Here is a 9073-nt window from a genome sequence, read left to right on the forward strand (position 1 = left end):
CCCCTAGGAGGGGCTGCGCCCCATCAGGGGCGCGGGGAACTGCGCAATCTTTTGGCTCGGCCCCCACCGGGCCGCAGACGACCGATGGCTCAGCCCGCGAGCGCGGCCCGCATCACGGCCTCGGCCACAGGCGCAGCCAAACCGTTCCCGCTCACTTCGGACCGCGCCGCATCCGACTGCTCCACCACCACGGCGACAGCCACCTCCTTGTCGGAGGAGTCGGACTTCGCATACGACGTGAACCACGCGTACGGCGTCTTGCTGTTGTTCTCGCCGTGCTGAGCCGTACCGGTCTTGCCGCCGACCGTCGCCCCGGAGATCCGCGCGTTGGTCCCCGTCCCCTCCTCGACGACCGTCTGCATCGCCGACTGCAACTGCTCGGCCGTGGACGAACTGACGATCTCCTTGCTCTCCGTGTCGTCGTCGTAGTTCTTCAGCACATCCCCGTTCGCGTCGCTGATCTGCGACACCATGTGCGGCGAGACCAGCTTCCCGCCGTTGGCGATGGCGGCCGACACCATGGCCATCTGCAACGGTGTCGCGGTCACGTCGAACTGCCCGATACCCGTCAGCGCGGTGGACGACTTCTCCATGTCCGACGGGTACACGCTCGTGTAGGCGCGCACCGGCACGTCCTGGGACTCGTCGTTGAAGCCGAACTTCTCGGCCATCGCCTTGACCTTGTCCTGCCCGAGGTCGACGGCCATCTTCGCGAAGACGTTGTTGCACGAGTACTGGAGCGCGACGCGGATCGACGCGTCCTCGCAGGGCGCCGACTTGCTCTCGTTCGACAGGACCTGCGTCGTGCCCGGCAGCGTGTACGGGTTCTCGCTGTCCGTCTTGTCGTCCACCGAGGAGTACAGGCCGTCCTCCAGCGCGGCGGCGGCGACGACCAGCTTGAACGTCGAGCCCGGCGGCAGCGGCTGGCGCAGCGCCCGGTTCGTCATGGGCTTCTCGGAGTCCTTGGTCAGCTTCTTCCAGGCGTCGGAGTCGCCCGCGCTGAGCACCGAGGGGTCGTAGGACGGCGTGGAGACGACACCGAGGATCCTGCCGGTCCTCGGGTCGATGGCCACGGCCGCGCCCTTCTTGTCACCGAGCGCCTTGTAGGCCGCCTTCTGCACGTCCGGGTCGATGGTGGTGATCACATCGCCCGGGTCGGAACGCTTGCCGGTGACCGTGTCGAGGGGGTTCTTCAGGCGGTTGTCCGTGCCGTCGAGCAGCTGCTGGTAGACACCCTCCAGCTGCGTGGCCCCGAACACCTGCGAGCTGAACCCGGTGACCGCCGCGTAGAGGTCGCCGTCGGTGTAGGTGCGCTTGTACTTGAGGTCGCTGCCCTTCGTCTGCGCGGAACCGGTGATCGCGTCGCCGCCCACGATGATGTTCCCGAGCGGGTACGCGTACTGCTCGATCGCGTTCCGACGGTTGTCCTTGTCCTCTGCGAGCGCCTGCCCCTCGTAGAACTGCACCCAGGTCGCTCTGACCAGCAGAGCGAACACGAGCAGCAGAGTGAAGACGGAGGCGCGCCTGATCGTTTTGTTCATCCCGCACAGAAGGACGAGCAAGAACCCCCAGAACGTTCCCTTCGCCCACGTTTCTCATGGACAGTTCATCAACCGCAGCCCCTCCCAGGGGCGCGGGGAACGGCGCAGTCTTTTGTCTTCAAGGGGCGCGGGGAACGGCGCGACCAGCCACGACGCACCCGCACGTCACCCCCGGAGCACAAGCACAACCTCATCGATCTCGGCCCCCCGCGCGTTCGCGAACCCCCGCTCCCGCCCAGTGGCAACGAACCCGCACTTCTCCAGCACCCGCAACGACCCCGCGTTGTCCGCCGCCGCCCGCCCGTACAACGGCCGCTCGGGCACGACGACGAGCAGCGCCCGCAACGCGGCCGTGGCGATCCCCCGCCCCCAGTACGCGCGATCGATCCAGTACGTCACCTCGCGCTCGCCCGGTTCCCCGTACACCGCCGCGTGCCCGACGACATCGCCGTCGACGAGGATCGTGCGGTTCACGGCGGACGAGGCACGGACCCGCTTCCAGTGCGCGTCGAAGGCGTCCCGGTCGGTCGGGTCCTTGTGCGTGAACGCGGCCATCAGCGCGGACTCGGGGTCGTTCGTCTGCCGGAAGAACACCGGCAGATCACTGTCGTGGACCTCGCGCAGCTCGACCTCGACGGGGGCCGGGCGGAGGGGACCGGACGGGCGGGACGGGTCGGACATGTCAGAGCCTCCGGGTCGCGAGCGTCAGCCGGTCCCGCGCGTCGAACAGCGCGTCCTTCACCATCTGTTCGTGCGCGGGCGTCAGCCGCGCCACCGGCACCGAGCAGCTGATCGCGTCCCGCGCGGGCGTGCGGTAGGGGATCGCCACGCCGAAGCAGCGCAGCCCCAGCGTGTTCTCCTCGCGGTCCACCGCGAACCCCTGCTCCCGTACCTGGTGCAGCTCCTCGATGAGCTTCTCCCGGTCGGTGATCGTGTGCTCGGTCAGCGCGGGCAGCGTCTCCGGCAGCAGCTTGCGTACCTGCTCGTCGGTGTGGGTCGCGAGGAGCGCCTTGCCGAGAGACGTGGAGTGGGCGGGCAGCCGGCGCCCCACGCGTGTGAAGGGACGCAGATAGTGCTGGGACTGGCGGGTCGCGAGGTAGACGACGTTCGTGCCGTCGAGGCGGGCCAGGTGGATGGTCTCCGTCGTGTCGTCGGAGAGGCGGTCAAGCGTCGGCCGCGCCGCCGCGACGACCTCGTCGCCGTCGATGTACGACGTGCCGACGAGCAGCGCCCGTACGCCGATGCCGTACCGCGTGCCCGTCGCGTCGGTCTCGACCCAGCCGAGCTCGACCAGCGTGCGCAGCAGCATGTAGAGACTGGACTTGGGATACCCGACGGCCTCCTGCACGGCGGCCAGGGAGTGCATACCGGGGCGTCCGGCGAAGTACTCAAGCAATTCAACCGTCCGCACCGCGGACTTGACCTGCGCTCCGCCGCCCGTCTCGCCTGCCGACATCGGCCTTGACCCCCTAGTTCGCCGGGAAATAGTCTCGACAGCATATTCACCATCAGAGACAGCGTTCAGCATATCGAACGCCCCTGGTGAGTGGCACATGTACTTCGGCATTACATCTGGAGGGACCCGCGGTGGCAGCAGCACCAGTCTGGAGTGTCGACCCCCGAACCGGGAAGCAGCGCGAGCAGGTTGCGGTGGAAGCCACAGCCCAGGAGGTGGACGAGGACGTCCGCGCCGCGCACGCCGCCCGGGGGGCTCTCGCCGACCGCACGGTCCGCGCCGCCTTCCTGCGGACCGCGGCCGACCTGCTCGAAGGCGCCAAGGAGCACCTCGTGGAGGCGGCCGACGCGGAGACCGCGCTCGGCCCGGTCCGGCTCACCGGCGAACTCGCCCGCACCTGCTACCAGCTGCGGGCCTTCGCGGACATCGTCGACGAGGGGGAGTACCTCGGCGTCGTGATCAACCACCCCGACGCCACCGCGACGCCGCCGATCCCGGATCTGCGCCGCTACAAGGTGCCGCTGGGCGTCGTCGCCGTCTACTCGGCGTCGAACTTCCCCTTCGCCTTCTCGGTGGCCGGCGGTGACACCGCGAGCGCGCTCGCCGCGGGCTGCCCCGTCGTCGTCAAGGCGCACCCCGACCACCCCGGCCTGTCCGAGCTGGTCGCCTCCGTCGTGCGCCGGGCCGCGGCCCAGCACGACATCCCGGACGGCGTCCTCGGCCTCGTGCACGGCTTCGAGGCGGGCGTCGAGCTGGTCAAGCACCCGCTGGTGTCGGCCGCGGGATTCACCGGCTCGGTACGCGGCGGACGCGCCCTCTTCGACGCGGCGGCGGCGCGGCCCGCGCCGATCCCGTTCCACGGCGAGCTGGGATCGCTCAACCCCGTCGTGATCACCGAGGCGGCAGCCGCCGAGCGCGCCGAGGCGATCGGTACGGGGCTCGCGGGCTCCATGACGCTCGGCGTCGGCCAGTTCTGCGTGAAGCCGGGCCTGGTGCTGGCGCCGGCCGGTGCGGCGGGCGACCGCCTGCTGAAGTCCCTCACGGACGCGGTGAGCGACACGGAGGCGGGCGTCCTCCTCGACCACCGCATGCGCGACAACTTCGTCGCGGGGGTCGCCGAGCGTGCGGAGCTGCCCGGCGTGGACGCGCCGGTGACGCCGGGGGCGGGCGGTGAGCACACGGTGAGCGCGGGCTTCCTGACGGTCTCCGCGCAGAAGCTGGCCGCCGAGGGCGAGTACGACCTGCTGCTCGAAGAGTGCTTCGGGCCGGTGACCGTGGTCGCGCGCTACGAGGACGAGGCCGAGGCGAACGCGGTGCTGGCGCGGCTGCCCGGCAACCTCACCGCGACGGTGCACCTCTCTTCGGAGGAGGAGGCCGGTGAGGGGCGTGGGGCGGAGATCCTCGCCGAGCTCACGCCGCTTGCGGGGCGGGTGGTCGTGAACGCGTGGCCCACCGGTGTCGCGGTGGCTCCTGCCCAGCAGCACGGGGGGCCTTATCCGGCCACCACGTCGACGTCCACGTCGGTGGGCGGGACCGCGATCGAGCGGTGGCTGCGGCCTGTCGCGTACCAGAACGCTCCTGAGGCGTTGCTTCCGGCGGAGCTGCGGGATTCCAACCCGCTGGGGCTGCCGCGGCGCTACGACGGGCGGCTGGAGAGGTAGCCGCTCCTTCCTGCGCCGTCGGGCCCGTGGCCGGTTCGTCGGCTGCGGGCCCGCTGTGGCTGGTCGCGCAGTTCCCCGCGCCCCTGGAGGGCGCCGTTGGGCCCGTGGCCGGTTCGTCGGCTGCGGGCCCGCTGTGGCTGGTCGCGCAGTTCCCCGCGCCCCTGAAGGCAAAAGACTGCGCCGTTCCCCGCGCCCCCAAAGGGGGCTGCGGTTCCCGTGGAGCTGGCAGACTCTGTGGATGGACGTGCAAATTCCTGAACTTCCCTTTTCGCTTCGGTCGTACGGGCCCGACGGGCACTGGTCGTACGAGGGCGGGGTGCTCACCGGGTGGGCCGGGGCCCGGCAGGACCGGTTCGTGCCGCCCACCGACGAAGGGCTGGACCCCGCGTCCGACGCGCCCCGGCTGCTGGGGGCGCCCGAGGGGGACTTCCAGCTCATCGCCCGCGTGACGGTCGGCTTCGCCGGGGCCTTCGACGCCGGCGTCCTCTACGCGCACGTGGGCGAGCGCGCCTGGGCCAAGCTCTGCCTGGAGAACTCCCCGGACGTGCCCACCGTCTGCACGGTCGTCACCCGGGGGCACTCCGACGACGCGAACTCCTTCACCGTCGGCGGCAGCTCCGTCTGGCTCCGGATCAGCCGCACCGGCCGCGCCTTCGCCTTCCACGCCTCGAAGGACGGCGAGCGCTGGACCTTCGTCCGCCTGTTCACCCTGGGCGAGGAGAAGGAGACCGGGGCCGCCCTCGTCGGATTCATGACCCAGTCGCCCATGGGTGAGGGCTGCGTGGTCACGTACGACCACATCGAGTTCCGTCCGGACTGGCCGGCCGACCTGAGGGACGGTCACTGATTTACGGGCTCTCCCCAATTCCGGGTCGACTTTGCATCCGGGCCTAATTCTGCTTTTATTCGCGTAGGGTTTTCCTTAAGCTTCTGCCCGATTTCTCGGAACCTAAACGCCACAGTTTTGCGAAGATCGATCTCGTAATTCGGGCAAGTCTCGCGGCGGTTAAGCCCTTGTGACGCAATACACAACCGCGCCATTTTGTCCGGTATTTCCCGGACAAAGTGGCGCTTTCAACCAGCTCCACGCGCGGCCCGCGCCCGCGTGATAACACATGCCCTCTGCTTGTGTAACCCCACTCGGCGATGCGATTTCGATTTTTGCTGGGTAAATTCAATAGACATGACCGCCGCACAAGCAGACCTGCAAGCGGAATTCCTGGAAATGCCAGAAGGGTTGCGGATCGACCGTCCGCACGTGGACGACGGAGCCGCACTCTGGCGCATTGCCAAGGACTCCGGGACCCTCGACCTGAACTCCTCCTACAGCTACCTGCTGTGGTGTCGTGACTTCTCCGGCACGTCCGCGGTGGCGCGTACGGCCGACGGCGAACCCGTCGCCTTCGTCACCGGTTACATCCGGCCAGAGCGCCCGCACACGCTTCTCGTGTGGCAGGTGGCCGTCGACGCGGCGCAGCGGGGCCGAGGTCTCGCCGCCGCGCTCCTGGACGGGCTGACCCGCCAGGTCATCGGCCGGCACGAGCTGACCTCCATGGAGACCACGATCTCCCCGGGCAACACCGCCTCCGAGCGGCTGTTCACCTCGTACGCGGCGCGCCACGGCGCGAGCGTCGAGCGTGAGGTCCTGTTCGACACAGGGCAGTTCCCCGACGGCCCGCACGACCCAGAAGTGCTGTACCGCATCGGCCCCCTGTCGTTCTGAACATCCCCCCACGCCCGAGGAGTGCACCTGTGACCATCACCCAGCCCGACCTGAGCGTCTTCGAGACCCTGGAGTCGGAGGTCCGCAGCTACTGCCGCAGCTGGCCGACCGTCTTCGACCGCGCGCAGGGCAGCCGTATGTACGACGAGGACGGCCATGAGTACCTCGACTTCTTCGCCGGTGCCGGCTCACTCAACTACGGACACAACAACCCGGTACTGAAACGGGCCCTGATCGACTACCTGGAACGCGACGGCGTCACGCACGGTCTCGACATGTCGACGACCGCGAAGCGCAGCTTCCTTGAGTCGTTCCAGAACCTGGTGCTGCGCCCGCGGGACCTGCCCTACAAGGTCATGTTCCCCGGCCCGACGGGCACCAACGCCGTAGAGTCCGCGCTGAAGCTGGCCCGCAAGGTCAAGGGCCGGGAGTCGATCGTCTCCTTCACCAACGCCTTCCACGGCATGTCGCTCGGCTCGCTCGCCGTGACCGGCAACGCCTTCAAGCGCGCCGGCGCCGGCATCCCGCTCGTGCACGGCACACCGATGCCGTTCGACAACTACTTCGACGGCCAGGTCCCGGACTTCCTCTGGTTCGAGCGGCTCCTTGAGGACCAGGGCTCCGGCCTGAACAAGCCCGCCGCCGTGATCGTCGAGTCCGTGCAGGGCGAGGGCGGCATCAACGTCGCCCGCGTCGAGTGGCTGCGCGCCCTCTCCGAGCTGTGCGAGCGCCAGGACATGCTGCTGATCGTCGACGACATCCAGATGGGCTGCGGCCGTACGGGCGCCTTCTTCTCCTTCGAGGAGGCGGGGATCGTGCCCGACATCGTCACCGTCTCCAAGTCCATCAGCGGGTACGGGCTGCCGATGTCCCTGTGCCTGTTCAAGCCCGAACTGGACATCTGGGAGCCGGGCGAGCACAACGGCACGTTCCGCGGCAACAACCCCGCCTTCGTGACGGCCGCCGCCGCCCTGCAGACGTACTGGTCCGACGGACCCGCCATGGAGAAGCAGACCCGCACCCGCGGCGAGCAGGTCGAGCAGGCCCTGATCTCCATCACCGAGGAGAACCTCGCCGACGTGAAGGAGTACCGCGGCCGGGGCCTCGTGTGGGGCATGGAGTTCCACGACAAGGAGCGCGCGGGCCGCGTGGCGCACCGCGCCTTCGAACTCGGCCTGCTGATCGAGACGTCGGGCCCGGAGAGCGAGGTCGTGAAACTCCTCCCCGCGCTCACCATCACACCCGACGAGCTGGACGAGGGCCTTCGTACCCTCGCCCGGGCCGTCCGAGAGACGGCCTGAACCACCGCCACACCCCCCTGCACACCAGCCTGAAGGAGGCTTCGTACCACCGTGATAGTCCGTTCGTTCAAGGAGATCGAAGGCACTGACCGACACGTGAAATCGGCGTCGGGCACCTGGGAGAGCAAGCGCGTCGTCCTCGCGAAGGAGCGGGTCGGCTTCTCGGTGCACGAGACGATCCTGTACGCGGGTACGGAGACGTCGATGTGGTACGCGAACCACATCGAGGCCGTCGTCTGCGTGGAGGGCGAGGCCGAACTCACCGACGACGAGACCGGCAAGAAGTACACGATCACGCCGGGCACCACCTACCTCCTCGACGGCCACGAGAGGCACACGATGCGGATCAAGGAGGACTTCCGCTGCATCTGTGTCTTCAATCCGCCGGTGACCGGACGGGAGGACCACGACGAGAACGGTGTCTACCCCCTGCTGACCGAGCCCGAGGAGGTCTGAACGATGACGACCGTCACCGACCTGTATCCCAGCCGCGGCACCAGTGAGGTGTCCGTACCCCGGCAGGACCCGGTCGTGTGGAGCGAACCGGGCGCGCGGGGCCCGATCCCGGCGGCCGATCTCCAGGGGTACGAGCGGGACGGCTTCCTCGCCGTCGAGCAGCTCATCGACGACGACGAAGTGGCGCTCTACCGGGCCGAGCTGGAGCGTATGGTCACCGACCCGGCGATCCGCGCCGACGAGCGCTCCATCGTCGAGCCGCAGTCGCAGGAGATCCGCTCGGTCTTCGAGGTCCACAAGACCAGCGAGATCTTCGCCCGGCTGGTGCGCGACGAGCGGGTGGTGGGCCGCGCCCGGCAGATCCTCGGCTCCGACGTGTACGTGCACCAGTCGCGGATCAACGTGAAGCCCGGCTTCGGCGCGAGCGGCTTCTACTGGCACTCGGACTTCGAGACGTGGCACGCCGAGGACGGGCTGCCGAACATGCGGACGGTGTCCGTCTCGATCGCGCTGACCGAGAATTACGACACCAACGGCGGCCTCATGATCATGCCGGGGTCGCACCACACGTTCCTCGGCTGCTCCGGAGCCACGCCGAAGGACAACTACAAGAAGTCGCTGCAGATGCAGGACGCGGGCACGCCCTCCGACGAGGCGCTCACCAAGTTCGCCTCCCAGCACGGCATCAAGCTCTTCACGGGCCGGGCAGGGTCGGCGACCTGGTTCGACTGCAACTGCATGCACGGTTCGGGCGACAACATCACGCCGTTCCCGCGCTCGAACGTCTTCATCGTGTTCAACAGCGTGGAGAACGCGGCGGTGGAGCCCTTCGCGGCGCCGGTGCGCCGCCCGGAGTTCATCGGGTCGACGGACTTCACCCCCGTGAAGTGACGTACGGCTGAGGGCGGTTGGCCCGGTGCCCGGCTCGCACGAGC

General features: G+C 68.8%; 9 protein-coding genes. 6 read left to right on the forward strand and 3 right to left on the reverse strand.

Translation table 11 applies throughout. The features are described 5' to 3' along the window. Positions 1–89: 89 nt before the first annotated feature. The 3 genes from ACFWGJ_RS37570 to ACFWGJ_RS37580 all read right to left on the reverse strand — a co-directional run bounded on the left by ACFWGJ_RS37570 (position 90) and on the right by ACFWGJ_RS37580 (position 2997). The gene (locus ACFWGJ_RS37570) at positions 90–1541 is read right to left on the reverse strand and encodes a peptidoglycan D,D-transpeptidase FtsI family protein (RefSeq protein WP_387333454.1); all 1452 of its coding nucleotides are present in this window, start codon (positions 1539–1541) and stop codon (positions 90–92) included. 165 nt (positions 1542–1706) lie between these two features. Continuing rightward, positions 1707–2222 (reverse strand): GNAT family N-acetyltransferase, encoded by a 516-nt coding sequence (locus ACFWGJ_RS37575; protein ID WP_387333455.1) that lies wholly within the window; start codon positions 2220–2222, stop codon positions 1707–1709. A gap of 1 nt (position 2223) precedes the next feature. Further along, a complete protein-coding gene (locus tag ACFWGJ_RS37580) occupies positions 2224–2997 on the reverse strand; it encodes an IclR family transcriptional regulator (RefSeq protein ID WP_138048348.1) in 774 nt (257 codons plus the stop codon). A 131-nt stretch (positions 2998–3128) separates the two neighbouring features. On the opposite strand from ACFWGJ_RS37580, the gene ACFWGJ_RS37585 reads away from it, so the two are divergent. The 6 genes from ACFWGJ_RS37585 (at position 3129) to thpD (ending at position 9029) form a co-directional block, all read left to right on the forward strand. After that, positions 3129–4658, forward strand: a complete 1530-nt coding sequence (locus ACFWGJ_RS37585; protein WP_387333456.1) for an aldehyde dehydrogenase (NADP(+)) — start codon at positions 3129–3131, stop codon at positions 4656–4658. A gap of 238 nt (positions 4659–4896) precedes the next feature. Beyond that, entirely contained in the window at positions 4897–5505 is a 609-nt protein-coding gene (locus ACFWGJ_RS37590) for a DUF1349 domain-containing protein (protein WP_387333457.1), read from the forward strand. Between the two features lie 336 nt (positions 5506–5841). After that, the gene (gene ectA, locus ACFWGJ_RS37595) at positions 5842–6381 is read left to right on the forward strand and encodes a diaminobutyrate acetyltransferase (protein WP_387333458.1); all 540 of its coding nucleotides are present in this window, start codon (positions 5842–5844) and stop codon (positions 6379–6381) included. Positions 6382–6410: 29 nt separating this feature from the next. Further along, positions 6411–7682 (forward strand): diaminobutyrate--2-oxoglutarate transaminase, encoded by a 1272-nt coding sequence (ectB, locus tag ACFWGJ_RS37600; protein WP_387333459.1) that lies wholly within the window; start codon positions 6411–6413, stop codon positions 7680–7682. A gap of 51 nt (positions 7683–7733) precedes the next feature. Continuing rightward, a complete protein-coding gene (locus ACFWGJ_RS37605; RefSeq protein ID WP_107017720.1) occupies positions 7734–8138 on the forward strand; it encodes an ectoine synthase in 405 nt (134 codons plus the stop codon). 3 nt (positions 8139–8141) lie between these two features. After that, positions 8142–9029, forward strand: a complete 888-nt coding sequence (thpD, locus tag ACFWGJ_RS37610; RefSeq protein WP_387333460.1) for an ectoine hydroxylase — start codon at positions 8142–8144, stop codon at positions 9027–9029. Positions 9030–9073: the final 44 nt, after the last annotated feature.

The sequence above is a fragment of the Streptomyces sp. NPDC060205 genome (assembly GCF_042728395.1).
GTDB lineage: Bacteria > Actinomycetota > Actinomycetes > Streptomycetales > Streptomycetaceae > Streptomyces.

Bases quoted from the DNA above. Each gene is read 5' to 3' on its own strand.
- ACFWGJ_RS37570 (WP_387333454.1), bottom strand. From the start codon at position 1,541: ATGAACAAAACGATCAGGCGCGCCTCCGTCTTCACTCTGCTGCTCGTG.
- ACFWGJ_RS37575 (WP_387333455.1), bottom strand. From the start codon at position 2,222: ATGTCCGACCCGTCCCGCCCGTCCGGTCCCCTCCGCCCGGCCCCCGTC.
- ACFWGJ_RS37580 (WP_138048348.1), bottom strand. From the start codon at position 2,997: ATGTCGGCAGGCGAGACGGGCGGCGGAGCGCAGGTCAAGTCCGCGGTG.
- ACFWGJ_RS37590 (WP_387333457.1), top strand. From the start codon at position 4,897: ATGGACGTGCAAATTCCTGAACTTCCCTTTTCGCTTCGGTCGTACGGG.
- ectA (WP_387333458.1), top strand. From the start codon at position 5,842: ATGACCGCCGCACAAGCAGACCTGCAAGCGGAATTCCTGGAAATGCCA.
- thpD (WP_387333460.1), top strand. From the start codon at position 8,142: ATGACGACCGTCACCGACCTGTATCCCAGCCGCGGCACCAGTGAGGTG.